This window comes from Amycolatopsis pretoriensis, from assembly GCF_900107925.1.
Classification (GTDB): Bacteria; Actinomycetota; Actinomycetes; order Mycobacteriales; family Pseudonocardiaceae; genus Amycolatopsis; species Amycolatopsis pretoriensis.
Map to the genome: position 1 here is coordinate 754,799 of NZ_FNUJ01000003.1, position 26,475 is coordinate 781,273.

Here is a 26,475-nt window from a genome sequence, read left to right on the forward strand (position 1 = left end):
GATGCGGACGACTCCCGAAGGCGGCGACACCTGGCGGATCACCGTCGCCTCCGTCATCGGTCCCGGTCAGGTGCGGTCGGGCCGGCCCAACCAGGACCGCTGGCTGGTCCGCCCCATCGGCACGCACGCCTGCCTGTACGCGGTCGCCGACGGCGCCGGGTCTCGCAGCCGGTCCGGCGAAGGCGCGGAGTTCGCCGTCCTCGCCGCGGGCAAAGCCGCCGAGTCGGCCTTCGGGGCCCACCCGCACCCGGACGGGATCGACGCCTGGCGCCGGGCGATGCGGACGTTCCGGATGCTGTGCGTCCAGCGCTTCGACCGATCCGTCGACGAGGCGGCCGCGCGGCCCCACACCGCCGGCGGGCCAGGAGTCCGGGACTCGCGCCGCGAGTTCGCGACCACGTTGCTGGCCGTGGTCGCCGCACCGCCGTACTTCGGCTACCTGAGCGTCGGCGACTGCTTCCTCGTGGTCGACCGCCACCTCGGTGAGCCGAGGCTGGTGGTGAGCGCGCCCGAGCGGGAACACGCCGGCGCGACGACGTTCCTGACCTCGGACCACCGCGACGAGCACCTCAGCACCGGCGTGCTGCTGGACGACCGGATCAGCGCGCTGGCGCTGTGTTCGGACGGCGTCGCCGAAGGACTGCTGAGCGCACGCAAGGAAGGAGACGGCAAACTGCACTACTCCGCCCCACCGGCGTTCCGGGCCTACTTCGACACCTTCTCGGACGACCGCGTCGACAGCGGTGAGCTGGCCGCGAAGCTGGCGTCCGCCGAGTTCGCCGCGACGTCCGGCGACGACAAGACGGTCGTGCTGGCGGTGCGCCGGCCATGACCGTCTACCTGCCCGGGGGCCGGGTGATCACCCTCGACGCCCCGCTCGGCGGCGGTGCCGAGGGCAAGATCTTCCGGCTCGCGGAAACCCCGGACCTCTGCGCGAAGGTCTACCTCGACCCGGAGCGGTACACGACCGAGCGGCTCGTGGCGATGATGGCCGCCGCGCCGTCGCGGTGGCGCGGCGACCACGGCGAGCACATGCACCTCGCCTGGCCGCGGGAGGTCCTCGAGGACCGGAACGGGCAGACGCGCGGCTTCCTGATGCCGCTGGTCGAGGGCGCGCCCCTGACCCACCTGTTCGACCCGCGCAAGCGGCTGACCGCTGTCGACACGCCGACCTGGCGACTGGTCGTCACGGTGGCGGCGCGGGTCGCCCGGCTGCTGGCGATGCTGCACGACGCCGGTGTCGTGATGGGCGACCTGAGCCCCACCAACGTGGTGCTCTCCCGGACCGGGCACGTCACCCTGGTCGACTGCGACACCGTCCAGTTCACCGACGCGAAGACCGGCGAGGTGCACCGCTGCACCAAGCTGACGCCCGAGTACGCCGCCCCCGAGCTGAGCAGCGGCCAGGCGGTGGAGCTGCGGCCGAGCCAGGACGACTTCGGGCTGGCCATCCTGGTCTGCCAGCTGCTGATGGAGGGCGAGCACCCCTTCGAAGGCGTCCCGGCCGACGCGACGGCGCCGGAAGGCACCGCCGCGGACAACATCCGGCTGCAGAACAACCGGATCCTGTTCCCCGAGCGGTTCACCGCGCTCGCCGACGGCATGCCGCTGAACGTGCTGCCGCCGCGGGTGCTCGAGCTCGCGCGGGCGTGCTTCGGCGAAGGTCATCGGGACCCGGCCGCCCGGCCGTCGGCGAGCGACTGGGCCGAGACGCTCGACCAGGTCGGCTTCCAGCTGATGGGCTGCCGCCACAACGAGAACCACACGTACCACCGGACGCTCGGTTCGTGCCTCTGGTGCGCCCGGCGCGACGCCGGCCACGGCGACCACTTCCCGGCCCTCGGGGTGCCGGACGTGGTTGCGCTCCCGATTCCGGCGAGTCTCCCGGCCGCGCGGACCGTTCCGTGGCCCCGCCCACCGGTATCGCCGGCCCCGCAGTCACCCCCGCAGCCGACGTACCCGGCCCCGGCGGCCACCCCCGCACCGCCGGTCAAGAAGGGCACCGAACTGCCCGAGTGGGCCACCACGGTCGCCGCGATCGTCGCGGCCATCGTCGTCCTCGTGATCATCTCCGCGATCGTGAGTGCGCTGCTGTGAGCGCCGCGGGCTTCCTCACCGTCGCGGAGACCCATCCCGCCTGCCGGGTGCTGGGACCGGGCAGCCGGTACGTCGTGTGGGTGCAGGGCTGTCCGCTGTCCTGCCACGGCTGCGTCAGTCCACAGTGGATTCCGTTCGCCGGGGGCCACCGGGTCGCCGTGGCGGAGCTCGCCGAAGAGATCGCCGCCTCCGGAGCGGACGGCTTGACGCTCTCGGGCGGCGAGCCGTTCGCGCAGGCCGACGCGCTCGCCCGGCTCGTCACCACCGTCCGGGCCCGGCGGGACCTCTCCGTGCTCTGCTACACCGGCTACACCCTCGAACACCTGCGGCGCACCGGCGACGCGGGCACCCGGGACCTGTTGTCCGAAGTGGACATCCTGATCGACGGTCCCTACGTCGCCGCGCGGCACGGCGACCTGCGCTGGCGCGCGTCGGCCAACCAGCGCGTCCACGACCTGACCGGCCGGCACACCGCCGAGCTGGCCGGCCCGGACACGGGCGGCGGCCTGCAGATCGAGGTCCGGCCCGACGGCGGCGTGCAGTGGCTGGGCGTCCCGCCGACGCCCGGGTTCCGGCACGCCTTCGAACGCGCGTTGGGCCTCACCGCCCCCCGCCCCCGCCGAGGACCGGTGACGAAGTGAGCAGATCGCCGAAGTACAGCACCGTCCGCGCGAGCGAGCTCATCCGCGAGCGCCTCGAAGCGGAACGGCAGGCGCGTGAGCGCAAACGCAAAGAGGAACAGGAGCGGCGGGCGAAAGCCGCCTTGGCGCGGTCGCGCGCCGCGATCACCCGGCAGGTGGCGGCCGCGGCCGCCCGGTGTGCCGCGCTCGCCGAGCAGCCTTCGGCCGTCGCCGCCGACTTGACCGCGGCGAACGCCGCTCTCGAGCGGGCGCGCCGCGCCGCCGGGACCGCGGCGAACGACGACGAGATCGCGATCGCCGTCCGGGCGCTCGACGAGGCCGAACGACTGCGGGTCGCGGCGGCCGCCGAAGTCCTCCGCCGCAGCTCGCGGCACGCCGCCGGGCAGCTCGCCGCCGTGCGCGGCCTGCTCGCCGAGCTCGACGCCGGGCAGCGGACGCGGTTCTCCCCCATCACCGCGCGCACGGTCGACGAGTCGGTCGTGCTGCTCGCGACCGCGTTGGACAACGGGAACATCGCCCTGTTCGAGCAGAACATCGAAACGCTGCTCACCCAGGTTCGCGCCCACCACCAGGAAGTGACGACCCGCGCGGCCGAGCACGCCGAGCACGTCCGGACGGCGAAGTCCACCTTCGACGAGCTGGCCGCACGGGTGGCCGGGCTGACCGCCGACGCCCAGGCCGCGCGCACGCCGCTCGGCGAGCTGCCGGTGGCGGCCGACGTGCTCGGCACCATCTCGGCGAAGCTCGCCGCCGACCGGCCGATCGAGGCGATGGAGCTCGCCGTCCGGCTCGCGCACCGGCTGGACGACCTGGAAGAGGAACTGGACACGGCGATCGAGCGGCTGTCCGCGCGCCGCGAAATGCTCGGGTCGATCATCGAAGCGCTGCCGTCCCTCGGGTTCGCCGTCGACCAGGGGTCGTTCGTGCACGGCGAGGACGGCAGCATCGGGATGGAGGCGCACCGGCGCAGCGGCGAGGCACTCGTGGTCGTCGTCCAAGACGACGAAGCCGAGGACCACCGGATCAACTACCTCCGCGAAAGCGGCGGGCCGCTCGAAGCCAGGGCGTGCTCGTCCCTCAAGTCGCTGGCCGAAGAGCTCAACTCGTCCCTGCGCCGCAACGGTTTCTCCGCCGGTTCGGTCACGTGGGACGAAGACGGGCCTCGGCCGGTACCCGGCCACCGGGCGGGCGCCGGCACGCAGGAGCGCCGGCTGGGGAGGAAGCCGTGACCGCTCCCGCCGCGACCTGGTTCGCCCGCGCCTACCACGAAATCCACCGCGGGCGGCACCTCGTGCTGCACGGCAACATCGACGACCTGGTGCTCTGGGAGGACACCTTCCAGAGCCTGCCGAAGGCGTTGCCGTCGTTCCTCGCCGTCGCCGGGTTCCGCGTGGTCACCCGCTACGACCTCGTCGACGGGCTGACCTTCGCCGACGACGACAGCCGCAAGTTCGTCCAGTCGCGAGTGGACACCGGGCCGGTCGCCGAACCGGCCGCCGAACCGCCCGTCGCCGGGCTGACCGACCGCGGCCGGCGGGTCAGTCAGGCCGAACGGGACCTGCGGGCCCGCGCGGCGACCGCGGCCCGGCCCAGCGTCCGCACCCCGGCGGACCTGCTCGCGGCGACCCGTGACCTGCTCGTCCAGAACGAACGCGCGGCCGCGGTGGTGATCGACCAGGCCGACCTGATCTTCGGCGAAGACGGGGCGAACGAGGAACGCCACCAGGCCAACCTGGCGTGCCTGCGCAAGATGATCACCGAAGCGGTCCCCGCGCCCGGCGCCGCCGGCGACGCGGTGCGCAACATCGTCGTGCTCGTCACGCAGCAGCTCGGCGCGCTGCCGAACTGGGTGCACCGGCACAACCCGCACGTCGCCGTGATCGAGGTGGCTTCGCCGAGCACGGCCGAACGGGCCGCGTTCCTGCGGACCACGATTCCCCAGTTCCACGCCGCGGCCGGGCTCGGCGCGGAGCAGGCGGCACAGGCGTCCGCGACGCTGGCGAACCTGTGCGAGGGCATGACGATCCTGGACATCCGGGCGCTGGCCGCGACTTCGCGCCTGGCGGCGATCCCGGTCACCACTCCGCGCCGGCTGGTGATGCGGCACCGGTTCGGCCTGCAGGACGACCCGTGGGAGCAGATGGACCGGGCCAAGGTGCAGCACGCGGAAGAGATCCTCGCCCGGCGGGTGATCGGCCAGGACACGGCCGTGCGCACGGCGTCGGACATGCTCGTCAACGCCCGGATCGGCCTGGACTTCGTGGCCGACGCCGACGCCGCGGTCACCCGGCCCAAGGGCGTGTTCTTCTTCGTCGGCCCGACCGGGGTCGGCAAGACCGAACTGGCGAAGGCGATCGCGGAGCTCGTCTTCGACGACGAGAACGCGTTGCGGCGGTTCGACATGAGCGAGTTCAGCCAGGAGCACGCCAGCGAGCGGCTGACCGGGGCACCGCCGGGCTTCGTCGGGCACGAGAACGGCGGCCTGCTGACCAACTGGATGTTGCAGCGGCCGTTCAGCGTCGTCCTGTTCGACGAGATCGAGAAGGCCAGCCCGAAGATCTTCGACAAGTTCCTGCAGATCATCGACGACGGCCGGCTGACCGACGGCCTGGGCCGCACCGCGCACTTCTCCCAGTCGGTCGTCATCTTCACGTCCAACCTGGGCGCGAGTGAGCTGCCGCGGCTGCTGTCGGGGTACACCCCCGAGATGCCGCCGCCCTACAGCGAGGTGCGCGAGCACTTCCGGTCGGCGGTGGCCGGCTACCTGACGGAGGAGCTCGGCCGGCCGGAGCTGCTCGGCAGGCTCGGCAGCGGCATCGTCGTGTTCGACATCCTCCGCGGCGAGGTCGTCGCCAAGATCGTCGAGAAGTTCCTGACGCAGCTGAAGGCGTCCGCCGCCGCCCGCGGTTACGAGCTCGTGTTCGACCAGCGGGCGATCGAGCGGGCCGTGACGACCGAGCTGGCCGGCACCGGCTCGGCGCTCGGGGCCCGGCAGATCCGCAGCCCGCTGCTCGAGGAGTGGGTCCGCCGCCCGCTCAACAAGTGGGTCATCGAGAACTCGCCCGCGCCCGGCACGCGGATCTGGGTGCACCGCGGCGCGAGCAGCCCGCCGTTCGTGGTCGAGGAACTGCCCGGAGGCGAGCCGTGACCGAGCCGGTGCCCGTGTCCGCGCTGGGGAGCGAGCTCGAACGCTACGAGCTGGCCGCGGAACTGTCCCCGGAAGAGTTCGAACACTATTACGACACTGAGGTGGAACTGGAATCCCGGCTCACCGCGATGGCGGGCGAACGCGCGGCACAGCACGAGTTCGCCGAGTCACGCGACCTCCTCGACGAGGTCATCAAGCTGAACCAGGTGATGCGGGAAGTCGCGCGGAAGCAGCTGGACCGGCCCGGAACCGGCGAGCCGTTCAAGGAGCGGCTCGTCGCGGCGGCCGACGCGGCGACCGGGCTGATCCTGCTGATCCAGGGCCAGCTCTGCCAGAACAAGGCGGAGGAGCAGCTCCTCGGTGGCAACCTCGTCGAGGGCAAGGTCCACCTGGAGCAGGCGTCCGAGTGCTACGGGGAACTGTTCGGCAGTTCCCTGCCACAAAGCGAAACCGGCCGTGTCGCCGGCGCGCTGACGATCACCAAGATCGAGTTCTTCGACGGCGTCGCCGCCATGCAGCGCGGCAAGTACGAGATGGCGATGGAGTCGTTCGAGGGAGCCCGTTCGAAGTACGGGGTGCTGAAGGACGACCTGGAGAGCGCGGCCGACGCCGACCGCCGCGCCCAGAACACCATCGGGAAACTGCTGCGCGAGCTCGACGACCAGTTCGCCTACACCGACATCATGATCCGGTTCGTCTCGTTCTTCGGCCAGATGCAGGCCGACAACATCGGCGAAGCGCTGGTCTACGTCGACGACGCCGTGGCCCTGTACGAAGCCTGGGTCAAACGCGCGGCCGCGACCGCGTTGCCGTCGCAGGTCCAGGGGTCGCGGGCGATGGAATTGGCGCACTTCAAGGGCTGGCGGGCGTGGGCCCACGCCGAGCACGCGCTGGAACGCCAGGACTGGGGAGCGTGCCAGGGCCAGATCCTGGCGGCGAGAACGCACTGGGCCGACAGCAGCGACCTCGCCCGGCGCCACGCGCTGCTCGGGATGCTGACCCCGCAGTACCAGACTTCGAACGGCGAGATGCTGCTGCAGGCGACCACTCGCCGGTGGAAGAGCGCGAAACGGCTGTACGAGGAAATCGACCGGTTGAAGGAGTACTACCGGACCGCCGGTGCCCTGACCGTCACGCAGAACGCCTACGGAGGAAACGTCGTGAAGCACGAGGAGACCAGCAACATCAGCGTCGGAGGCAACGTGGAGGGCCCGGTCGCGGCCGGCCACGCCCGGGTCCACGTCGGCGACCGGATCACGACGTCCGGCGACACCAAGACGGTGACGGAGCTACGCGACTTGGCCGACAACTTGGCAGAGCTGCGCGAAGCACTGCAGTCCTGGGCGACGACGGACGCACAGCGGGAATCGATCACCCAGCTGGCCACGGCGGAGCAGCAGGCCCGGATAGGCGACGAGAAAGGCGTGGCGGCCCACCTCAAGAAGGCGGGCCAGTGGGCGTTGACGATGGCGGGGAAGTTGGCGATGACCGCGGCCGAAACAGCGATCAAGACAAGCTTGGGCGGCTGACCGGGTTTCCGCCGCGGCCGACGCTGGCGGCCCAGGATGAGGCCGCGGAGCAGTCCGAGCGCCGTGACCAGGAGCTCGACGTCACGCGGAGTACCTGCAGCGCATCCATCCCTGCCTTCGGGACGAACTCGCGTCCCTCCCCGTCGAACACGCTCGCATACTCGCGCAATATGTCCGCTGGTACGTGCTGCCGAAGGCGTACCGCGTCGTGGCACGCCGCGGCGTCGGGGACAGTGTGCCGGCTCCGATTCCGCCGCTCGTGCGGGCTGCGGCACGGCTCCTCACGTGGCTTGACGAAGTAGGTGTCGGCCTGCCGGAGCTGACCCAATCGCTGGTGGACGAATGGCTGACCGATGCCGCTACCGGCCTACCCGCAGCGAGCGAACTATCTCGACGCCAACGAGCGGCTGGCCCAGCTCCGGCGTTGCCTCGACGACGAGGCTCTGCCACTACACGCGGGTCGCCGGTGCGCCGACCCTGCTGTTCGGCCTGTCGATCACCAAGGTCGTGCAGATTCGCCGGGAGCACGCCCGCATCGAGCGCGCGGCGGCCCACCCGAAGTGCAGCTCTTCGCCGACCGCGACGAAGTACCGCAGCTTCCGCAGGTCGAAGTCCACGCCCGCGCACCTCCCGTCCTCGTCGGCCCCATCATCGCAGGTCGGTGATGCCGTCGCGGCATCACAGCGCGCGGAACGGGTCTTGGACGCGCCCGGGGTGCCCGGGTCACCGTGGAGGAGGAACGAAACACGAGTGATGGGACAGGGATGAAGATCTTCCTCACGGGCGGCTCGGGCTACATCGGCCGCGCGACGATCGGTGAGCTGGTCCGGCAAGGGCACAGCGTCGAGGCGCTCGCGCGCAGCGACCGCGCCGAGCGGACCGTGGCCGCCGCCGGGGCAACGGCCGTCCGCGGCGGCCTGACCGACCTCGGCGTGCTCAACCACGCCGCGGCGCGGGCGGAAGCCGTGATCCACCTCGCGCAGGCCGAAAGCGGCGAGGAGGACCTGGCGGCCGCCACCGCGATGCAGGACGGCGTCGGTGGCGGCACGTACGTGCACACCGGCGGCAGCTGGGTCTACGGCGACACCGACGGGGTCCAGGACGAGAGCGCGCCCTGGAACCCGCCCGCGATCGTGGCCTGGCGCAAAGCCGTCGAAGACGCGGTGCTGGCGCGGGCCGCCGACGGCGGACGGCCGGTCGTCGTCCAGCCCGGCCTGCTCCACGGCGGCGACAACCGCCTGATCGACATCTTCTTCGTCCAGCCGGGCAAGGAAAGCGGCGCGATCCCGTACATCGGCGACGGCGGCAACCACTGGGCCCTGATCCACCTCGACGACCTCGCCCGGCTGTACGTGGCGGCGCTGTCGGCTCCGGCGGGCTCGGTGTACCTCGGTGTGGGCGGGGTCAACCCGACGGCCAAGGAGGTCGCCGAGGCGTGCGCCCACGCCGCCGGGCTCGACGGGAAGACCGTCTCCCTCAGCCTCGAGCAGGCGCGCGAGCAGATGGGACCGATCGCCGACGCCTTCGCCCTCGACCAGCAGCTGACCTCGGCCAAGGCACAGCGTGAGCTGGGCTGGACGCCTGCGCACACCGACCCGCTGACCGAGTTCGCCGCCGGATGAGCCGGGAGCCGGGAATGGACCGCGGCGCGGTGCTGTGGTCCGAAGAGGAGCGTGCCCGCCGGGCACGGCCGCTGCTGGTGATGCTGCACGGCTGGAGCTACGACGAGACGCATCTGCACCGGCTGATCACGCCGCACCTGCCGGACGAGGTCGTGGTCGCCTCGGTGCGGGCACGGATTCCCGAAGCCGGTGGCTATGCGTGGTTCCCCAGTGGGGGCAACCCCATCGGTGATCCGCGGCCGCAGGTGGCGAACGCGGCAGCACTGGACGTGCTGTCGTGGCTGGAGACCATCGAGGCGCCCTCGATCGGCCTGCTCGGCTTTTCGCAAGGCGGGGCCATGGCGCACCAGCTCATGCGGTTGGCGCCGCACCGGTTCGCTTACTGCGTGAACCTGGCCGGGTTCGTCGTGCGAGACGAGCAGCCCGGCGACGAGACGCTGAGCGTCACGCGGCCGCCCGTCCATTGGGGACGCGGACGGGAGGACCGGGTCATCCCGCCCGGCGCGCTCGTGCGGACCGAACGATGGCTCGCTCGCCACGCCACCACGGAGGTCCACGTCTATCCCGGACTGGGCCACGACGTCCGCGGCCAGGAGATCGACGACGTCGCCACGTTCGTCGGCAAGCAGATCCGCTAGCGGGTTCGAGGAGGAATGATGCGTCACGACATCGAATTCGATGCCGAAGGAGCCACGGGGCCGGCGCCGTGCGTCGTGATGGCCCACGGCTGGAGTTCCACGAGGCGGATGTACCTCGACCGGTTCGCGGAGGTGTTCGCCGCGGCCGGGCTGGCCGTGCTGGTGTACGACAACCGCGGCTGGGGCGATTCCGAGCCGGCGCCGGGACAGCCGCGGCACGAGATCGACCCATGGGTCCAGGTCGGCGACTACCGGCACGCCATCACCTGCGCCCAGAACCGGTCCGATCGGGTTATTACCCGGGATGAGCTGCTCGACAACCTGATGCTCTACCGGCTGCCCGGCACCGGTGCCTCATCCGCCCGGCTGTACTGGGAAAGCCTCCGGCAGATCAACGAATGGATCTCCGGGTCGGCCGGCGCGCCGGTGACCGTACCCACTGGCCGTTCGGTCTTCCCCAGGGAGCTGCAGCGCCCGCCTCGGCGGTGGGCGGCGCGCCGGTTCCCGAACATCCGGTACTGGAACGAGCCCGGCAAGGGCGGCCACTTCGCGGCGTTCGAGCAGCCGGCGTTGTTCGTCGACGAGGTCCGGTCATTCTTCCGGCTGGTCCGCTGATGGTCACCCGTTCTCGGTGAGGGGCTGGCTGAAGATCAACAAGTGCCCATCGGGTGTCCGTACGGTGAAGTCGCGCATCCCGTAGGGCCGGTCAGCCAGTGGCTCGACGATGTCGGCGCCGCGGGCGCGCAGCTCGTCGTGGCAGGAATCGACGTCGTCGACGATAACCGTCACCCTGGCCGGGCCGACGCTGCTTTCGGCGTACAGGTGGAACTCGGCGGTGTCGCGGATCACGGCCGCGTAGCTAGGTGGGGTCTCCCAGGTGAATATGGTGTCGAACCCGAGCGCGTCCGTGAAGTACGACCGCGCTGCCTGCACATCTCGGCACGGCAGCACGGGAATCGCCACCCGCATGACCATTCCGTCACCTTACCTGACCTGCTTGTGCACTGCCTTCCAGACAGCATGCAGCTACTCAGAGTGCAACTGCGCTGCTCAAGCGACCGATTCTTCGCGCACAACCGCGCACAGCCGACGGGATTTCGCCGAACCAACCCGTAGCCGACGGCGCAGCGTTTCGGCGGAGATCGGGCGTTTGAACACCGTCCAGTGCTCGAGGTTCAGGGCCCGCGCACGTTCCAGTTCGTCTTCGACGCTTCCGTGCTGTGACTCTGGAACCGAACCGTCTCGCGTGCAGACCCCGCTGGAGGAATGTGCCTCCAGGGCCAACCTCGGCCCATCCGATCAGCAGTAGAGGACCGACCGCGCCGAAAGCGGCTTTGCCCCATTGACCAGCAAACACGGGGTCAGGCCGATGATCAACCCCATGGTCACCGTGACAAACCGACCAACCATCTGCGAGTCGGCGCTCATGACGAGCTCCCATTTAGGTCCGGAAGCTCGAAGCTCGCCTCGATCATCAGCCTAGCGGCGTAAAAACCCTGCTCAGACCCGTTCCCATCCTTCGGCGATCCCGCCGAGGGCACCGACTCCCGGGACAACGGAGCGTACGAAAACGGTGACTTCACCGGGCGTCACCGCCCTTGCGACGACGTCGGCTAACCCTGACAGTCGCGGAAAGCCGGAGTTCAAGAGGGATCCCGGCTCGTGAGGATGCTGTACGTGCCCCCGACGGGATGCCACGCAAACCATCATCGAAGAAGACGTGCTTGAGCTGGCCATCTGCTGGCCCTCCTTCGATGTGGCGGGACTGTCTGCGATCTCGACCGGCAGCGGGACGACGTTCGAGCGGTTGAGCACCTGCGACACCGCGGCCAGGCTCTCGCCCACGAGGGTGACCCGGCACGTCGCCTTCTGGGTCGCGTGGTCGTAGCGGATCTCGAGGCGAAGAGCCTCGAACAGCTGACGGGTCAGCTCGTCAGGCAAGCCGTCCAACCGCACGGCGCCGAGCGGCAGTTCGTGCAGCAGGTCAGCGTTGGGAGCCTGACGAGCTGTCTCCTCGGCCTCTTCGAGCTGGGCTTCGAGACTCGCTTTCTCGACCCTGAGCTCGGCACGCCGCTCGTTGATATCGCGCACCATCTCCTTGCTGACGTCGTCAGCGACCTCCAGGGTCCGGAGCAGGTTCTTGCTCTTCGTCGCGTTCTCGGCGAGCGCGCGCTCCAACGCACGGATGCGGTCGACGCGGTCTCGGCGGCCGGCGTGGTCGAGATCCTTCAGGTTCCGGTCCAGGAGGTCCTGCCGATACGCCCCGAAGAGTCGCGAGTCCAGGAAGGATTCGAGCGCTTCGAGCAGCGAGTCCTCCCGGACGCGGCAGATCGTCGGGTGCCCTGCCGGCCGCCACGCGCGCTTCGGCGCGCAGGCGTAGTAGCGATGCGCCGTCGGCTTGTTGCCGCACATCCGGCGGCCACACAGCTCGCAGTACACGAAGCTGCGAAGCGGATACACCACCTTGGCTTGAGGGTCCCGGCTCTTGCCCGGCGAAGTCCGCGAGCGCTCGCGCTGCGGCGCGACCTGCTGCGCCAGGACGAACGTATCCAAGTCGACAAGTGCCTCGTGCGCCGGTTTCGGCGACCACACCCACTCGGTCGGCGGGTTCAGCTTGTTCTTGCCGTTTCCCTTCCGAGCCCGCCGGTTCCACACCATGTGCCCCGTGTGCTTGGGATTGGTGAGCACCTCACGCACGCTCGAATACGTCCAGACTCCGACGGCGCGAGTCGGGTCCACCGGCACCGGCGGCGGGTTTGTCGTCAGGTCCTTGTTGAGCCGGTCGGCGATCGCCTGGTAGCCGAGACGCTCCGACACGCGCCACTCGTACACCTTGCGGACGACGGCGCCCTCAACCTCGTGCACCTTCAGCTTGGTCTTCTTCATCCCCTTGGCGCGCTTGGCCGGCACCGGGTGCTTGATGTGGTCGGCGCGGTAGCCGTAGCAAGGCTTGCCGACGTTGTAGCCCTGATCGGTGTGCGTTTCGAACCCGTCCCAGCTCTTCTCGAGCATCTCGGTGACGTACCACTCGGCGACCCCTTGTTTGACGCGCCGGGTCAGGATCTGGGTCGCGGTCTTCGTTCTCTTCCCCGGCTCGCTAATCCGCACGCCTTCGTCGACCGCGAATAGCGGGACGCCGAGTTGTTCGAGCTGGTGCTCGATCCGGGTGCCGATGTATGTCCGCCGTGCGATCCGCGAGATGTCCTCGCAGATGACGACGTCGAACCGGCGGCCCGGACGCGCGGCCTCGTCGAGGAGTTCCTGGATGCCACCGTCGCGCGGGATGTCGATGTCGAACATCTCGTGCGCGCGGCTCCCGCTGCGCACGTCGGCTTCCTTGCGCCCGGACTCGATGTCATAGAAGTGGGCGGTGATCGTGGCGTTCTCCGGCAGAGCCGAGACGCAGTTGCGGAACTGGCGGGGCAGCGAGAGCGTGGGGTCCTGCTGGTCGTACGTCGACGTCCGGCCAAGGAAGGCGACTCGGATGATGGCGGGTTCAAGCTGCACCGCGGCTGGCGACTGCCCGATGAACGCGCTGACGCGGTCTACGCGGCGCGGTCCGGCCCATGCTCGGATTGCCTCTGGGCCGTGAGCCATGCCAGTACCTCCTGTATCGCGCGTGCCTGCGCTCTCGCGAGACGCGCACCCTCGGCGCCGGTCACGACGCGAAGCTCGAAGTCGACTTGAGTGCCGTCGGCGGCGACGAACGAGTCGTCGCCGGTCATCGATCTTCGCCAGCTGTACCAGCTGAAACAGCTGTCCGACAAGACGATTCACCGGGTACGGGGACGAATGCCGCCGGCTTCGCGCAGACTTCCCACCGAGTTCGCCGGACGCCATCGACGCCGTGCGAGTTCCGTGGCCGGGACGCGGTTGTCCATCCCGGTCGCGGCCGAAGTTCCGCCACGGGCTGCAGGCCGGCCGCGCGGAGGCTGGCACCGCTCTCGCCTTCCTGCGTGTAGGTGATCAGACGGCGGTAGCCCATCGCTCGCGCCGCTCGCCAGGCGGCGCCGTAGAGCTTCGAGTTCGCGTTCGGCTCGCCGACGGTGCAGGTCCGCGTGACTTCGAGCGTGACGCCGTCGTCGAGGTGACGCGCGACAGGACGACCGGCCGTGGCGACGCCGACCAGTCCGTCATCGCTCATCACGCCGATCGCGAACTTCATCCCGCGGGGCGGCCGGTGGTGGCGGTGGTGAGCTTCGATGAACTGGCACGCTTGGCGGAAGGTGACGGGCACGATCGTCAGGCTCACCGCCCCGCCCCCGCACGCAGCTGGGCGAGCTCGAAACGTCGCTCGTCGATCAACGGCTCGTGCGCGTTCGGCGCCGAGGTCACCCACTGCTCGGCAGGAGCAGGACGGCCGGCCGCGGTGCGAGCCCAGACCTGACGCCCCGTGTACTTGACGTTGGTGACGATCCGCCGGACGGCTTTCGCCGTCCACGACCTGCAGGGCGCCGGGTACTGGCGAAGGTCGGCGTTCAGTCGTGCCGCGACGGCGGCGAACGTCAGGCCGTCGTCAGCTCGCCACACGAAGATCTGCCTCACGACCGCGGCGGTCTGCCAGTCAGGGACCAGGACTGCGCGCAGCTTGCTGCGTCCGCTGGGATCGGTGACGCGGATACGCAGCGCGCGGTAGCCGTAGGGCGGGGGCCCGATCTGGTAACCGGCGCGGACGATTCCGATCATCGCCTCGCGGGCGCGGCGGGTTGTTTCGGCGTGGTGCCGAGCGAGCGCGTCCCGGCCCTCTTCGGCGACGCCAGGTCGTTTTGTCCACAGGTTTGCCCACAGCCGGGACCACCGCTGTGGACGGGTCTCGACCATCGGCGTGTCGGTGTGCTCGCAGCAGGAGAAGCGGATTGTCATGCCGCTCGCCTCCATCCCGCATGGACGGTGTCGTTGACTCGGGGCCGAGTCGGCCGGGGAACGCCGCTTGCCGCCGCGGCGGCAAGCTCGACGTCGTGGGCAAGTCCGAAGACGAGCACCTCGTGGTGCGCCGGGAGCGCGGTCGGCGCGCCGGCGGTACGGGCTCGGGCAGCAGCCCGACGGGCAGGGAGCGGGGCGCGGGTGACCAGCCGGCTGCCGCGCAGTCCGGCGGTCAGTGCCACGCACCGCTCGACCGGCGCCAGCCCAGCAGCGGTCGCGGCGGCGATGAGCGGCGTGGCCAGGTCGGCCAACGTGCTGTCCGGGCGCCGGCGCGGTCTTGCGACGATGACGAAGTGGCCGCCTGAGCGCAGCAGCGATTCGCCGTAGAGCATCGTCGCGGCGGCGTCAGCGAGCGCGGACTCGACCGGGTCGCGGTCTGGACGGTTCGCAGGCTCCGGCTCCATTCGCAGGGCGGTCAACACGAGTCCGACTCGCCCGATCAAGCCAGCGGCTCGGGCGGTCGCGAGGACCTTCGGACGGGCATCGAAGACCGAGCCGTCGCGCCACGCGCCCGCGGTCTTGGCGGCGGTGACGTTGGCGCGGGCCAGGGACCACCACCGGGTGCGGCCGGTCAAGCCGAACGCATCCCGGCCGGCGCTCAGCGCCGCGGTCAGTACGGTCCCCGCACCGCAATCAGGATCGAGAACGAGGTCGCCGGGTTGGCTGTAGGCGGCGATCGCATGCGCGGCGACGGCAGGAGGAATCCGCTCGTCGTCGATCTCGGTGCCGGGCACACACCCGGCGTCGCGCAGCTGCACAAGCGGGCTCCGCTGTCCGGTTGGCCAGACCGAAAGAGGCAGCCCGTCGACCGACGATCCAAGTGATTTCAGCTGGTCATTCATCGGAGGTCTCATCCCCTGCCACGGCGGCCTTGGAGACCGGCTTGCGGGCGAAGACCAAGAGGTCGTCGTGCACGCGGGCGTGCCGCGCAGGCGGCACAGCGGGCTGCGCGACCGGTACCGCGGCAACGAGCGCCCCGTTACGAACCGGCGCGCGCAGCAGGACGATGCGATCGAGATAGCGCAGGCCGGCGCCCTGCGCGGCACGCACGAACGAGCCTGCGGGGTCGATGAGCCGCCCCTCCACACGATCACCATGCGTGATCACGGCGAGTATGCCGATCGGGTTGAGCGCATCGGCCCAATCGGCCGGTCGGAACCAGTCGCCGGGCCGCGGTCCGGACGCGGTGATGATGAGGTCATAGCGGTCCGGTCCGACGCCGGTCGCGGTCGTGTCCGGTCCGGACCGATCGCTCGCAGGCGGCGCAACGACCCCGACGCCGGTCGGACCGCCCGAGCCGGGGCCGAGTCCGGACTCGGCCCCGGCCAACGCGTCGCCGTGGTGTTCCCCGATCGGGGCCTGAGGCGCGACGGCGGTCTGGGTTTGGACGCGACGGCCGAGTCGGACCACTGTCCAGCTGGCTTCGTGCAGCCCGCCGTACGGACCGGGCCGGGACCGGTGTCGATCGCCGATTGACGAGGTCGAAGCGGAGGGTCCGAGGTAGGGCGCAGGCGCGAGCAGGAGCACCCGCTGGCCCGGCTGCGTGTAGGCGGTGACGATCTTCACGACCGCAGTCAGCAACCAGCTCGCGAGCAGCCCGGTGCCTCCGAGGAGCTCGTCTTGCGCGCACGTCCAGACGGTGCTCGGCCGGACCGTTCGCGAACGGCGCACGGTGCGCAGACGCCGCGCTTGCCGACGCTGCGGAAGCAGGATCGGGACGGTCGGCGGGTCGGCGGGAGCGTGCTGCGGCGAGCCATCCTCTGGACGTTCGTTGTCGTATGCCGGGGTCATCGTGGATCTCCTCCGACGGAAGGGTGCTGCGTGTTCTGACACCCCTTAACTCCGGCTGAAGGTCCGATTTTGGACACACTTCAAAGAAATTGCCGGGCACCTCAACGTGGACACCGCGCCGCCTACTAGAGAACTACTACAAACACAGGTCAGTCATCATTTTCAACTTCAACTAGTCGATCTACGGTTCGGACGACCACCGAGCCGAATAGTAGGCCTCTAACAGCGCAAAGACAGCTACTAGTCGACCTCAAGCAATAGCACGGTATTTCCTTGGTACCGGTCGTGGATTCATGGCGTCGTTGTTGTTCACATCGACGCCGCGGGAGTCACGACATGGCAACTCAATCCACTTTTCGTCGCCGTCACGACGAGGCCACCCCGAACTCTCTGGACATCGCCCGGAACACGTTCACCTGGCTGGTGACGGGATCGCATCCGGTGTCGCTGAACGGCCGGCTCTTCGCCGGTCTCCCGGACCGGCACGTCCCGCTCGACGAGGTCCGCGATCGCCTGCTGGCGCGCAGGTGCCCGCAGGCGACGCGAGACGCGGTGTGGGCGCATCTGGTGCTGCGCTCGCGAACCGAAGGAGCGACCTGGACGGTCGCCGCCGTGGGTGTGGCGCTGCCCGCGCTGACGTCGGCAGCGGCCACCTTGTCCCATCGGTTCGCCGGCGATCCGGCCGACGTTCACGCGGAGGTGCTGCGCGGCTTCCTGACCGCGTTGTCGACGATCGACCTCCGGCCGCCGCGGATCATGCTGCGGCTGCGGTGGGCCGCTTACCGGGCCGGCTACGACGCGCTGACCGAAGCGTTGGCCGGTCCGACTCCGGTCGCACCGGGCTTCCGATCCACCCCGCCGCACGCGCCGTGGGGACACCCGGATCTCGTCCTCGCTCGCGCCGTCGCGGACGGAGTCCTGACTCGGACCGAGGCCGCGCTCATCGGCGCGACCCGGCTGGAAAACATGCCGGTGACGGACTGGGCCGCGCAGCACCAGACCGGTGAGTGGGCCGCCTACAAGACGCGCAAACGCGCCGAACGCCGGCTTGCCGAATACCTGCGCGAGGGCGCGGCCACGGCCGATCCCGCCGACCCGCTGATCGACCAGGTGGCCGCCGCGGTGGCCCTGGCACGCCCCGTCACACCCGCTCGCGAAACGCCACGGTTGTCACCTTCCGTGTCCGACACCAACGGCGAGTCGGAGCGGAAAGTTCGGCGCCGCGTGTCCAAAACGGACGCGGATTCCGGAGTTCAGGGCTGCGGGACGAACCCGCGCTCAGCCCGAACTTCGGAGGTGCCCCAATGCGCGTGATCGATGCCGAGAGCGGGCCGCGTAGCGCTCGTCTCGACGGCGGCCTCCAACCGCCGGACCGGACCATGGAAACGAGCTCGACGCTCTCGAATGCTCCGACCATTAGGCCAGTACGCCGCCGACGGTGGTCGCACGTGGTGCTGGTGGTCGAGCTGTCGGCCATCGCGTTGCTGGCCTCGGCGTCGGCGGGACACGCCGACACGATGGTCGTCGCCCTCGCCGGGTCGGTCACCGACGTCCTGAACAACGTCCGCAACTGGATCATGGGCATCCTGGCCGGCCTCGCCACGGTGTTCCTATCCATCGGCGGCGTCCGCTACGTGATGGGTGGCGGCGACCCCGGCGAGGTCGAGAAGGCCAAGACGGCTTTCAAGTCCGCGGGGTGGGGCTACGGCTTGGCGGCGCTCGCGCCCCTGGTCGTGGAGATCCTCAAAGGGATCGTGGGGGCCTGACCGATGGCCGTCAACACCCTGCCCACGGTTCGCCCGTACCGCCGGTCCGGCAACCCGTCCGAGACCGCTGCCGCGGCGGATCGACCGATGCTCGCCCCCGTCCGCGACGCCGGCCAGCAGGTCTCCATCCGACGGCGGCGCCGGCGAGCGGGCTGGCTACTGGTGCTGACCGTCGTGCTCCTGGCCGGCATCCTCGCCGTCAACGCGTGGGCCTCGCCGACCGCGCCACGGCAGCCGCCTGCGGACCCGCCGCTGCCTCCTCCGACCGCGCTGCCCATGCCCACGCCGTGTAGCTTCCCCGGCCAGCTCGGCTGCACCTCGCCGACGCCGACCACAACGCCGAGCAAGCCGTGCACGGGCGAGGACTGCATCCCGCAGCCAACTCCGCCGGCGCCGAGCACGAACCCGCAGCAGCCGGGCACCGGCAGCGGCGACGGCGACTCGGACTGCGGCATCACCGACGTCGGCGCATGCATCACCGAGGCCGTCAACTCGGCGTTCCGCAGTGTCGTCGACGACGCGCTGGATCCGATCCTCGAGCTGATCGGCCACACCGCGCTGTCCACGCCGACGATCAGCGACCTGCCCGGCATCGGCGAGCTCTGGAACAGCTCCTGGGAGATCGTGGTCGCCGCCTACGGGCTGCTCATCCTGCTCGGCGGCATCCTGCTGATGGGCCACGAGACCGTCCAGACGCGCTACTCGATCAAGGAGATCGGGCCGCGCATCCCGATCGCGTTCATCGCCTCGGCGCTCTCGCTCTTCTTCGCCGACAAGCTCATCCGGCTGGCCAACGGCCTGACCCTGGGTGTCCTCGGAGACGGAGTCAACGCGCCCTCGCTGGGCAACACCTTGCAGGAGGCCGTCCAAGGCATTCAGACCGGCGGGCTCTTCATCATCTTGGTCGCGCTCGTGCTGGTGGTGCTCGGCCTCGGTCTCTTGGTCGTCTACGTGGTCCGGATCGTCATCACCCTCGTCCTGATCATCAGCGCGCCGTTCTTCTTGATGTGCCACGGGCTGCCCCACACCGAGCCGCTGGCGCACTGGTGGTGGAAGGCGATCACCGTGACGACAGGCGTTCAGTTCGCCCAGGCGCTGGTGCTGATCACCGCGGTACGCACGTTCCTGTCCGGCGGCGTGCACCTGTTCGGCTCGACGCTGTCCGCGCTCGGCACGCTGATCGCCGCGATCGCCTTGTTCTTCGTCTTGTTCAAGATCCCGTTCTGGATGCTCAAGGCCGTCAAGGTCGGCTCCGGCCGCTCGTTCCTCGGCGGGTTGGCACGCGCGTACATCGCGGCGAAAACCTTCGGCATGGTCGCCGGCAAGACCGGCGCGTTCGGCAAGGCCGGCGCCGCCGGTGCGACGAAGAACGCCGGTCGCGGCGGCGGCGCGGCGGCTGATCCACCGTGGCCGGCACAGCCGCGTTTTGCGCCCAACCCCGAAGCGGTCAACCGGCGGCTCAAGGCGGCCCACGACGCCGAGCGTGCCCGCGCAGCTCAGCGGCCGACGTTGCCCTCGCAGGCGCCGCAGTTCCTGCAGCCCTCGCCCCAAGACAGCACTCACGACCCCGCCGTGATCCCGGCGAACCAGGGACCGACCATGCCCGAATTCAGTTCCGCGCCGACGCCTGTCTCGCCCACGCCACAACGACGGCCACGGTCGGCAACTCCGCATTTTCAAGCCGCCGGCGGCCCGCGTCGACGTGGCGCCACATCGCCATCGGCTCGCCCGATCCGCACGGCATCGGTGCCGCCGCAACTGCAGTTCCGACCGGCGACGCCGCCTGCACCACAACCACTCGTAGCCAAACCGACCTCCGCACCTGCCGCGCCGGCATTCCGGCAGGCGACGCCGGAGCCCCGCCTCGGTGATGCCCGTCGGCGCACCCAGTCCGTTCCGCCGCCGATGTTTCGCGCGCCGAAGCCAGCCCCCGGAGGTGAAGCGAAATGAGCCAGCCCGTCCGGATTCCCGCCGATGTCGACCGCGAAGACCGGGTGATCGGTCCGCTCACCGCGCGGCAGCTGCTCATCCTGACCGTCACCGGGATCGTGCTGTACGGGACGTACACGGTCACCCGCGCGTTCGTCCCGCTGGCGGTGTTCCTGGTCATCGCCATCCCGATCGGCGTCACCGCGGCGTTCCTCGTGCTGGGTCAGCGCGACGGTATCTCCCTCGACCGGCTCGTGCTGGCGGCGCTGCGCCAGCGGATGAACCCTCAGCACCAGGTTGCCGCGCCGGAGGGCGTCCGGCCCACCCCCGAGTGGATCGGACAGGCCGCGAGCACAACCAGTTCTTCGACGTCGACGATCTCACCGGCCGCGCTGCGGCTGCCCGCCGAAGGGATCACCGACACCGGCGTCATCGACCTCGGCAGGGACGGCGCCGCCGTGGTCGCGGTGTGCTCCACGATCAACTTCGGGCTGCGCACGCCCGCCGAGCAGGAGGCCCTCGTTACCTCCTTCGGCCGGTACCTGCACTCGCTGACCGCGCCGGTCCAGGTGCTCGTCCGGGCCGAACGGCTGGACCTGTCGGGGCAGATCGCGGAACTTCGCGAACAAGCCGGCGGGCTGCCGCACCCCGCGCTGGAACGGGCGGCACGAGAGCACGCCGAGTACCTCGACCAGCTCGGCCGCGCCACCGACCTGCTGCGGCGCCAAGTCCTGCTGATCCTGCGAGAGCCACTGCGAACCAGCGGCCCGACCGACGGGCTCGGTGGTGCCTCCCCGCTGGCCGCCTTGTCGGCGCGACGCAGGGCCGCGAGGCAAGCTGCGTCGATCGACGACGCCGCCCGACGCGCCGTCGAAGCGCGGTTGGTGCGCCGGCTGGGCGAGGCGGTGGAACTGCTCTCGCCATCCGGGATCGTGGTCACCCCGCTGGATGCCGGCCAGGCCACCGCGGTCCTCGCCGCGGCGTGCAACCCCGACAGCTTGATCCCGCCGAACTCCGACCTCGCCGGCTCCGACGAGGTCATCACCACCGCCCCGGACGAGAGCTGGAACGACACCGCGTTCGGCCGCACCGCGTTCGCCACCGAAGACGCGTTCGGCGCGGCCGAGCCCGGGTGGGAGGACGACGACTACGACGACTACGACGACGTCGCGAGGAGGGACCGCCGATGAAGAGGACCAGGCACCGCGAGTCCGCAAGCAGGCAGGCACCCGTCGGGCAGGCCGGCGCGTTCACCCCTGACGCCATCTCCGTGCGTCCCCGAGCGCTCGAAGTCGGAGGCGAATGGGTCGCTTCATTCGCCGTCACCGGCTACCCGCGCGAGGTTCATCCCGGCTGGCTGCAGCCCCTGCTGACCTACCCCGGGCGGGTCGACGTCTCGCTGCACATCGAGCCGATAGACCCCGTCACCGCGGCCAACCGGCTGAAGAAGCAGCTGTCGAAGCTGGAGTCCGGCCGCCGGCACACCAGCGACAAGGGACGGCTGATCGACCCCCAGGTCGAAGCAGCCACCGAGGACGCCTACGACCTGTCCGCGCGAGTCGCCCGCGGCGAGGGCAAGCTCTACCGGCTCGGCCTCTACCTCACCGTGCACGCCGCGACCGAGGAGGCGCTCGGCGACGAGGTAGCCGCGATCCGGTCGCTCGCGGCATCGCTCCTGCTGGACTGCAAGCCCACCACCTACCGGAGCCTGCAGGGCTGGATTACCAGCCTCCCGATGGGCCTGGACCTGGTCGGGATGCGCCGCACCTTCGACACCAGCGCGCTGTCGGCGGCGTTCCCCTTCACGTCACCGGACCTGCCGCCGCCGGACCCGACCTCGGTCGGTGCCCCGCGCGGCGTGCTTTACGGCTTCAACGTCGGCAGCCAAGGGCTCGTCCACCACGACCGGTTCGCGCTCGACAACCACAACAGCGTGATCCTTGGCCGGTCCGGCGCCGGCAAGTCGTACCTGGTGAAGCTCGAGCTCCTGCGCAGCCTGTATCGCGGGATCGAGATCCACGTCATCGATCCGGAGGACGAGTACGCCCGGCTGGCCGCCGCGGTCGGCGGCACCTACGTCCACCTCGGCGCCGAGCAGGTCCGGCTGAACCCGATGGACTTGACGATCCACACCCGGCCGGACGGACGCCGGACAGCTCCCCGCGACGCGCTCATCCGGCGCAGCCTGTTCCTGCACACTGTCATCTCGGTGCTGCTGGGCAGCGAACTCGCCGCGACCGACCGGGCCGCGCTCGACCGGGCGATCACCGCGACCTACCAGCGCGCCGGCATCACGTCGGATCCGCGAACCTGGACCCGGCCGGCGCCTCTGCTGGCCGACCTCGCGGAGGTCTTGGCTGAGGCAGGCGGGGCGGACCTCGCGGCGCGGCTACAGCCGTTCACCACGGGCGCGTTCTCCGGGCTGTTCTCGGGTCCGACTACGACACGGCCCGAGGGTCACCTCGTCGTGTTCTCGCTGCGCGACCTCCCCGGCGAGCTCAAGGCAATCGGCACACTTCTCGCGCTCGATGCGGTGTGGCGCCAAGTGTCCAATCCCGCCATCCGCAAACCCCGGCAAGTCGTCGTCGACGAAGCCTGGCTGCTGATGAAGGATCTGGCCGGCGGCGAGTTCCTCCTCCGGATGTCCAAGGGCTCCCGCAAGTGGTGGGGCGGCGTCACGGTGGCGACCCAGGACGCCCCCGACGTGACGAGCACCGACCTGGGCAAGGCGATCATCGCGAACGCGGCGACGCAAATCCTGCTGCGCCAGGCACCGCAGGCGATCGACGAGATCTGCCGGATCTTCGACCTCTCGCAGGGCGAACGGCAGTTCCTCCTCACCGCCGACCGCGGCCAAGGACTGCTCAGCACCGGCACGCAACGAGTGGCGTTCCAGTCCATCGCGTCGCCGGTCGAGCACCAGCTCGTCACGTCGAACCCCGCCGAGCTGGCCGAGTACTCCGACATCTCACCGGAGACCGAGACCTCCTTCGTCGACCTCGACGCTGCCTGATCTTCCGCACCTTCAAACACACCAGGGGATAACCATGTCTTCGTCGCCCGCTGTTGGTCGGCCCGCTCGATTACTGACGCAGAACAGGGAAATGCGCCAGATCGGCGTCTGGAACTGGTCACTACCGGCCTGGGCGGGGCGGCTGGCCGACGGCCGCACGTACAACACGTGTCCGAGCGCCGGGGTCTGTGCGCAAGCGTGTTACGCCCGGCACGGCACGTACACCTGGCCCGTCGTCCGTGCCAAGCACCAGGCGAACCTGATGTACGTCCTCGACGACCTGGCCGGTTGGCGAACCGCGATGGTCGACGAACTCGGCGCGGCCAGGTTCCGCGGTAGCTGGATCAGGATCCACGACAGCGGCGACTTCTTCTCCGACGACTACCTGCTGGCCTGGCTCGACATCTGCAGGACTCGCCCGGACACGAACTTCTACGCGTACACCAAGGAGGTTTCCCGGTTCCGGTCCCTCGTCGAGCCTGATCCGCCGGCGAACTTCTTGTGGGTCTACTCGTACGGCGGCAAGCAGGACGCCGCGCTGAACCCGGCCGTGGACCGCGTCGCCGACGTGTTCCCGGACGAAGCGGCGATCGTCGAGGCGGGGTGGGCGTCGCAGGAAGCCAGCGACCTCCTCGCGGTCCTCGGCCCGCAGCTGGTCGGTGTGCCGGCAAACCGGATTCCGCGCTACCTCAAGCGCCTGGCTGGCCGCCGGTTCTCCGAATGGCAGGCCGAAGTCGACGCCGCACGTTCCGCTCGCCGCACGCGCCTGCGGCTGGTCATCGACAACACCCGTTCCGAGGCGCGGCCTGAGCGAGGCGGCGAGCCGCGAGCTGCCTGATCCAGCGCTCCAACTTACGTTCGGAGGTCTCGATGTCCCGGCCGTTCGCCCTGTCCACCTCTCTCGCCTCACCTGCCGGCGACTACCTGCGCGACCCGCTCGGTGCGTTCCAGACCGTGCTGGCCCACCTTCGCGATCTCGTCTTCACCTGGGGTCCGATCGCCAGCCCGGCACTGGCGGTGGCGACGACCGCCGTGGTGATCGCTCGACGCCGCTGGCGCCGCCGCTACCACGGGAGCCTGGTCAGCGACGCCCGGTTGGTCACCGTGCTGGCGCCGCCGACCGTCGACCCATCCGGCGCGATCACCGTGTGGTCCAACCTGGTCGGCCTGCTGCGACCAGGCTGGCGGCGGCGCTTCGGCGGCCAACCTCACCTGGCTTTCGAGTTGACGTTCACCGACGACGGCGTGCAGATCCGCTTGTGGGTGCCTGGCCTGGTGCCGCCGGGGATGGTCGAGCGCGCCATCGAGGCGGCCTGGCCCGGCGCGCACACCCGCACGACGCCGGCCGAGCCCCCGATCCCCACCGCCTCCGCAGCGGGCCGGCGAATCGAAGCGGTCGGCGGCGAGCTGCGGCTGGCTCGCTCGGAAGCACTTCCGATCCGCACCGAGCACCCCGCCGACCCGATCCGGGCCCTGCTCGGCGCCCCGGTCGGGCTCGGCCCCCACGAGCGGGCCTGCGTGCAGATCCTCGCCCGCCCCGTCGCCGGGCACCGCGTGACCAAGGCGCGGCGCGCGGCGAAGCGGGTGCACGCGGGCAGCTCGGTCAACCTGGCCGGCCGGCTGCTGGACCTCGTGACGCCAGGCAAGACCGCGAAGCCGTCGTCCAGTGCGCGGACGCCGGGGCTGGATCGGCAAACCACCCTGGAGTTCGCCGCGCAGGACCGCGCCGTCGTGGAAAAGCTGCGGCACAACCAGTTCGAGACCCGCATCCGATACGCAGTCGCCACCACGGTCCCCGAGCACGCGACGACCGCCGAGGTCCAAGCGGTCCAGGAGGTGCTGCGGGGACGCGGCCACGCGATCGCCTCGGCGTTCGCCGCCTTCTCCGAGCACAACTACTTCCGCCGGATCCGGCTCCGCCGGGCCCCAGTCCAGGTGCTGGCCGAACGCCGGTTCGGCAAGGGCGACCTGCTCTCGATCCCGGAGCTGGCCGCGCTCGCGCACCTGCCGATCGACGAAGCCACGCCCGGCCTCCAGCGCGCCGGCGCGAAAGCCGTACCGCCGCCGCCCGGCATCGCCACGGCCGGTGACTTGATCAAGCCGCTCGGCTTGTCGGACTCGGGACACTCCCGGCCGGTCGGCCTGCACGTCGCCGACGCACGCCATCACCTGCACATCCTCGGCGCGACCGGCTCCGGCAAGTCGGAGCTGATGGCCCGCCTGATCCTCGACGACGCCGAGGCCGGCCGCGGCGTGGTGGTCGTTGACCCGAAGGGCGACCTCGTGTCGGACCTGCTGATGCGCATCCCCGAGAAGCTCGGCGAGAAGGTCGTGCTCTTCGACGCCGACTCCCGCAGCCGGCCACCAGTGCTCAACCCGCTGGAGGGCGTGGACAAGGCCCGCTCGGTCGACAACCTCGTCAGCATCTTCTCCCGGATCTACGCCTCCTCGTGGGGGCCGCGCACCGATGACATCCTGCGCGCCGGCCTGCTCACCCTGACCGCGATGCCCGGAACGCCGACGCTGGTCGACCTGCCCAAGCTCCTCACGGTCCCGGCGTTCCGGCAACGGGCCTGCGACCAGATCGACGATGACGTGCTGCGCGGGTTCTGGTCCTGGTACGACGCCCTGTCCGAAGCGAGCCGGGCGCAGGTCATCGCGCCGCTGATGAACAAGGTCCGCGGCTTCCTGCTGCGTCCGTTCGTCCGCGCCGCGATCGCCGGCGGGACGTCCACGGTGGACATGGACGAGGTGCTCAACACCGGCGGCATCTGCCTGGTTCGCATCGCCCGCGACGCGCTGGGGATGGAAACGGCGCGGCTGGTCGGCTCGATCGTCGTCGCCCGCACCTGGCAAGCCGCGACGCGCCGGGCCCGCGTTCCCCAGCGTCAGCGGCGCGACTGCGGGCTGTACGTCGACGAGTGCCACAACTTCCTGAACCTGGCGTACCCGCTGGAAGACATGCTCGCTGAGGCTCGCGGATATCGCCTGTCGATGACCTTGGCCCACCAGTACCTCGGCCAACTCCCGAAGGAACTCGAAGAGGGCATCAGCACGAACGCCCGGTCGAAGATCTTCTTCAACGCGTCCCCTGAGGATGCGAAGCGGCTGGCACGCCACACCATGCCGCGGCTGAGCGACCACGACCTGTCCAACCTGGGCGCCTTCCACGTCGCCGCCCGCCTGGTCCTCGGCGGCGAGGAAGCACCGCCGTTCACCGCGGTGACCGAAAAGCTGCCGCCCGCGGTCCCCGGCCGTGCCAGGGCGATCCGTAAAGCAGCCCGCGTCAACACCCGGCCACCAGTCGCCGAGGTCGAACCCATCACGCCCGGAGCCGCAGCACCCACCGCCGATCCCCGCCGCGCCGCCTGAAACCGG

At 70.4% G+C, this 26,475-nt stretch carries 24 protein-coding genes; 16 read left to right on the forward strand and 8 right to left on the reverse strand.

What is annotated here, in order from left to right; translation table 11 throughout:
- The first annotated feature begins 1 nt into the window (after position 1).
- Genes BLV96_RS16020 through BLV96_RS16045 form a run of 6 tightly spaced genes read left to right on the forward strand, consistent with a single transcriptional unit; the run spans position 2 to position 7,415 of the window.
- Positions 2–832 carry a PP2C family serine/threonine-protein phosphatase gene (locus BLV96_RS16020; RefSeq protein ID WP_086674288.1) on the forward strand — a complete coding sequence of 277 codons (831 nt, stop codon included), beginning with the start codon at positions 2–4 and terminating at the stop codon, positions 830–832.
- On the forward strand, positions 829–2,097 hold the full coding sequence (locus BLV96_RS16025; protein ID WP_086674289.1) for a protein kinase domain-containing protein: 1,269 nt from the start codon (positions 829–831) through the stop codon (positions 2,095–2,097). Before BLV96_RS16020 ends, BLV96_RS16025 begins: the two co-directional genes overlap by 4 nt.
- Positions 2,094–2,738 carry a 4Fe-4S single cluster domain-containing protein gene (locus BLV96_RS16030; RefSeq protein WP_208608233.1) on the forward strand — a complete coding sequence of 215 codons (645 nt, stop codon included), beginning with the start codon at positions 2,094–2,096 and terminating at the stop codon, positions 2,736–2,738. The genes BLV96_RS16025 and BLV96_RS16030 overlap by 4 nt, the downstream gene beginning before the upstream one ends.
- Complete coding sequence (locus tag BLV96_RS16035; RefSeq protein ID WP_086674290.1) at positions 2,735–3,967, forward strand: coiled-coil domain-containing protein; 1,233 nt, start codon at positions 2,735–2,737, stop codon at positions 3,965–3,967. Before BLV96_RS16030 ends, BLV96_RS16035 begins: the two co-directional genes overlap by 4 nt.
- Positions 3,964–5,886: an AAA family ATPase gene (locus BLV96_RS16040; RefSeq protein WP_086674291.1), complete on the forward strand. Its 1,923-nt coding sequence runs from the start codon at positions 3,964–3,966 to the stop codon at positions 5,884–5,886. The genes BLV96_RS16035 and BLV96_RS16040 overlap by 4 nt, the downstream gene beginning before the upstream one ends.
- On the forward strand, positions 5,883–7,415 hold the full coding sequence (locus BLV96_RS16045) for a hypothetical protein (protein ID WP_086674292.1): 1,533 nt from the start codon (positions 5,883–5,885) through the stop codon (positions 7,413–7,415). The genes BLV96_RS16040 and BLV96_RS16045 overlap by 4 nt, the downstream gene beginning before the upstream one ends.
- Positions 7,416–7,864: 449 nt before the next feature.
- On the opposite strand, the gene BLV96_RS49860 is transcribed toward BLV96_RS16045, so the two are convergent.
- Complete coding sequence (locus tag BLV96_RS49860) at positions 7,865–8,032, reverse strand: hypothetical protein (RefSeq protein WP_158104097.1); 168 nt, start codon at positions 8,030–8,032, stop codon at positions 7,865–7,867.
- Between the two features lie 147 nt (positions 8,033–8,179).
- Between BLV96_RS49860 and BLV96_RS16050 the strand changes: the two genes are divergently transcribed.
- Genes BLV96_RS16050 through BLV96_RS50675 form a run of 3 tightly spaced genes read left to right on the forward strand, consistent with a single transcriptional unit; the run spans position 8,180 to position 10,290 of the window.
- Complete coding sequence (locus BLV96_RS16050) at positions 8,180–9,037, forward strand: NAD-dependent epimerase/dehydratase family protein (RefSeq protein ID WP_086674293.1); 858 nt, start codon at positions 8,180–8,182, stop codon at positions 9,035–9,037.
- 14 nt (positions 9,038–9,051) lie between these two features.
- On the forward strand, positions 9,052–9,675 hold the full coding sequence (locus BLV96_RS16055; RefSeq protein ID WP_208608234.1) for an alpha/beta hydrolase: 624 nt from the start codon (positions 9,052–9,054) through the stop codon (positions 9,673–9,675).
- A gap of 18 nt (positions 9,676–9,693) precedes the next feature.
- On the forward strand, positions 9,694–10,290 hold the full coding sequence (locus tag BLV96_RS50675; RefSeq protein ID WP_244180245.1) for an alpha/beta hydrolase: 597 nt from the start codon (positions 9,694–9,696) through the stop codon (positions 10,288–10,290).
- 3 nt (positions 10,291–10,293) lie between these two features.
- Here the strand turns inward: BLV96_RS50675 and BLV96_RS16070 are convergent, their stop codons facing one another.
- The 7 genes from BLV96_RS16070 to BLV96_RS49865 all read right to left on the reverse strand — a co-directional run bounded on the left by BLV96_RS16070 (position 10,294) and on the right by BLV96_RS49865 (position 16,389).
- Positions 10,294–10,650 (reverse strand): bleomycin resistance protein, encoded by a 357-nt coding sequence (locus BLV96_RS16070; RefSeq protein ID WP_086674295.1) that lies wholly within the window; start codon positions 10,648–10,650, stop codon positions 10,294–10,296.
- 324 nt (positions 10,651–10,974) lie between these two features.
- Complete coding sequence (locus BLV96_RS51250) at positions 10,975–11,103, reverse strand: hypothetical protein (protein WP_279627540.1); 129 nt, start codon at positions 11,101–11,103, stop codon at positions 10,975–10,977.
- Positions 11,104–11,175: 72 nt separating this feature from the next.
- Complete coding sequence (locus BLV96_RS16080) at positions 11,176–13,272, reverse strand: recombinase family protein (protein ID WP_158104098.1); 2,097 nt, start codon at positions 13,270–13,272, stop codon at positions 11,176–11,178.
- Between the two features lie 124 nt (positions 13,273–13,396).
- Positions 13,397–13,927 carry an XF1762 family protein gene (locus BLV96_RS16085; RefSeq protein WP_244180246.1) on the reverse strand — a complete coding sequence of 177 codons (531 nt, stop codon included), beginning with the start codon at positions 13,925–13,927 and terminating at the stop codon, positions 13,397–13,399.
- Complete coding sequence (locus tag BLV96_RS16090) at positions 13,924–14,553, reverse strand: recombinase family protein (protein WP_086674298.1); 630 nt, start codon at positions 14,551–14,553, stop codon at positions 13,924–13,926. Before BLV96_RS16090 ends, BLV96_RS16085 begins: the two co-directional genes overlap by 4 nt.
- Positions 14,535–15,440: a DNA methyltransferase gene (locus BLV96_RS16095; RefSeq protein ID WP_158104100.1), complete on the reverse strand. Its 906-nt coding sequence runs from the start codon at positions 15,438–15,440 to the stop codon at positions 14,535–14,537. The genes BLV96_RS16090 and BLV96_RS16095 overlap by 19 nt, the downstream gene beginning before the upstream one ends.
- Positions 15,433–16,389 (reverse strand): hypothetical protein, encoded by a 957-nt coding sequence (locus tag BLV96_RS49865; RefSeq protein WP_158104101.1) that lies wholly within the window; start codon positions 16,387–16,389, stop codon positions 15,433–15,435. Before BLV96_RS49865 ends, BLV96_RS16095 begins: the two co-directional genes overlap by 8 nt.
- A gap of 273 nt (positions 16,390–16,662) precedes the next feature.
- On the opposite strand from BLV96_RS49865, the gene BLV96_RS16100 reads away from it, so the two are divergent.
- The 7 genes from BLV96_RS16100 (at position 16,663) to BLV96_RS16130 (ending at position 26,469) form a co-directional block, all read left to right on the forward strand.
- Entirely contained in the window at positions 16,663–17,703 is a 1,041-nt protein-coding gene (locus tag BLV96_RS16100; protein WP_244180247.1) for a serine/threonine-protein kinase, read from the forward strand.
- Positions 17,704–17,837: 134 nt separating this feature from the next.
- Complete coding sequence (locus BLV96_RS16105; protein WP_233224036.1) at positions 17,838–18,155, forward strand: pilin; 318 nt, start codon at positions 17,838–17,840, stop codon at positions 18,153–18,155.
- Positions 18,156–18,158: 3 nt separating this feature from the next.
- Positions 18,159–20,105 (forward strand): TrbL/VirB6 family protein, encoded by a 1,947-nt coding sequence (locus BLV96_RS16110; RefSeq protein WP_086674301.1) that lies wholly within the window; start codon positions 18,159–18,161, stop codon positions 20,103–20,105.
- Positions 20,102–21,274 carry a PrgI family protein gene (locus tag BLV96_RS16115; protein WP_086674302.1) on the forward strand — a complete coding sequence of 391 codons (1,173 nt, stop codon included), beginning with the start codon at positions 20,102–20,104 and terminating at the stop codon, positions 21,272–21,274. The genes BLV96_RS16110 and BLV96_RS16115 overlap by 4 nt, the downstream gene beginning before the upstream one ends.
- Positions 21,271–23,097 carry a VirB4 family type IV secretion system protein gene (locus BLV96_RS16120; protein WP_086674303.1) on the forward strand — a complete coding sequence of 609 codons (1,827 nt, stop codon included), beginning with the start codon at positions 21,271–21,273 and terminating at the stop codon, positions 23,095–23,097. Before BLV96_RS16115 ends, BLV96_RS16120 begins: the two co-directional genes overlap by 4 nt.
- A 34-nt stretch (positions 23,098–23,131) precedes the next feature.
- The gene (locus BLV96_RS16125; protein ID WP_086674304.1) at positions 23,132–23,935 is read left to right on the forward strand and encodes a GP88 family protein; all 804 of its coding nucleotides are present in this window, start codon (positions 23,132–23,134) and stop codon (positions 23,933–23,935) included.
- 32 nt (positions 23,936–23,967) lie between these two features.
- Positions 23,968–26,469, forward strand: a complete 2,502-nt coding sequence (locus tag BLV96_RS16130; protein WP_244180248.1) for a helicase HerA domain-containing protein — start codon at positions 23,968–23,970, stop codon at positions 26,467–26,469.
- Positions 26,470–26,475 lie beyond the last annotated feature (6 nt).

Bases quoted from the DNA above. Each gene is read 5' to 3' on its own strand.
- BLV96_RS16020 (WP_086674288.1), top strand. From the start codon at position 2: ATGCGGACGACTCCCGAAGGCGGCGACACCTGGCGGATCACCGTCGCC.
- BLV96_RS16025 (WP_086674289.1), top strand. From the start codon at position 829: ATGACCGTCTACCTGCCCGGGGGCCGGGTGATCACCCTCGACGCCCCG.
- BLV96_RS16050 (WP_086674293.1), top strand. From the start codon at position 8,180: ATGAAGATCTTCCTCACGGGCGGCTCGGGCTACATCGGCCGCGCGACG.
- BLV96_RS16055 (WP_208608234.1), top strand. From the start codon at position 9,052: ATGGACCGCGGCGCGGTGCTGTGGTCCGAAGAGGAGCGTGCCCGCCGG.
- BLV96_RS50675 (WP_244180245.1), top strand. From the start codon at position 9,694: ATGCGTCACGACATCGAATTCGATGCCGAAGGAGCCACGGGGCCGGCG.
- BLV96_RS16070 (WP_086674295.1), bottom strand. From the start codon at position 10,650: ATGGTCATGCGGGTGGCGATTCCCGTGCTGCCGTGCCGAGATGTGCAG.
- BLV96_RS51250 (WP_279627540.1), bottom strand. From the start codon at position 11,103: ATGAGCGCCGACTCGCAGATGGTTGGTCGGTTTGTCACGGTGACCATG.
- BLV96_RS16080 (WP_158104098.1), bottom strand. From the start codon at position 13,272: ATGGCTCACGGCCCAGAGGCAATCCGAGCATGGGCCGGACCGCGCCGC.
- BLV96_RS16090 (WP_086674298.1), bottom strand. From the start codon at position 14,553: ATGGAGGCGAGCGGCATGACAATCCGCTTCTCCTGCTGCGAGCACACC.
- BLV96_RS16095 (WP_158104100.1), bottom strand. From the start codon at position 15,440: ATGAATGACCAGCTGAAATCACTTGGATCGTCGGTCGACGGGCTGCCT.
- BLV96_RS49865 (WP_158104101.1), bottom strand. From the start codon at position 16,389: ATGACCCCGGCATACGACAACGAACGTCCAGAGGATGGCTCGCCGCAG.
- BLV96_RS16110 (WP_086674301.1), top strand. From the start codon at position 18,159: ATGGCCGTCAACACCCTGCCCACGGTTCGCCCGTACCGCCGGTCCGGC.
- BLV96_RS16115 (WP_086674302.1), top strand. From the start codon at position 20,102: ATGAGCCAGCCCGTCCGGATTCCCGCCGATGTCGACCGCGAAGACCGG.
- BLV96_RS16120 (WP_086674303.1), top strand. From the start codon at position 21,271: ATGAAGAGGACCAGGCACCGCGAGTCCGCAAGCAGGCAGGCACCCGTC.
- BLV96_RS16125 (WP_086674304.1), top strand. From the start codon at position 23,132: ATGTCTTCGTCGCCCGCTGTTGGTCGGCCCGCTCGATTACTGACGCAG.
- BLV96_RS16130 (WP_244180248.1), top strand. From the start codon at position 23,968: ATGTCCCGGCCGTTCGCCCTGTCCACCTCTCTCGCCTCACCTGCCGGC.